The following is a 288-nucleotide window of genomic DNA, read 5'->3' on the forward strand; positions in this document are numbered from 1 at the left end:
GGGTTATACTCATCACCTTCTTCTGTAAAGTAATAATACCCTGCTACATACTCAAGTTTTCCATCCATGAAGTCGCCAAGAAACTGAAATTCTTGAGAACTTTGATCTTGGCTTTTGTAGTTAGTAAAGTGAAAAGCGGGTGTTGAAACCATGTTTCCTGTTGGTTGGAACGTAGCATCAAGTTCTGCACCAAAGTATGCGCCACCATCTAAATCAGATTCTGCTAAATTAGAAGAGTAGTCACGATACGATGTAATAGATTTAAAACTGTGGCGGTCTGCATAATCC

At 39.2% G+C, this 288-nt stretch carries 1 protein-coding gene; it reads right to left on the reverse strand.

The window, feature by feature from the left end:
* Positions 1 to 288 (reverse strand): hypothetical protein (locus AAEY72_RS14470; protein WP_352311214.1); only part of this gene is annotated, 288 nt, incomplete at both ends.

The sequence above is a fragment of the Psychrobacter sp. W2-37-MNA-CIBAN-0211 genome, from assembly GCF_040309405.1.
GTDB classification, from domain to species: domain Bacteria; phylum Pseudomonadota; class Gammaproteobacteria; order Pseudomonadales; family Moraxellaceae; genus Psychrobacter; species Psychrobacter glaciei.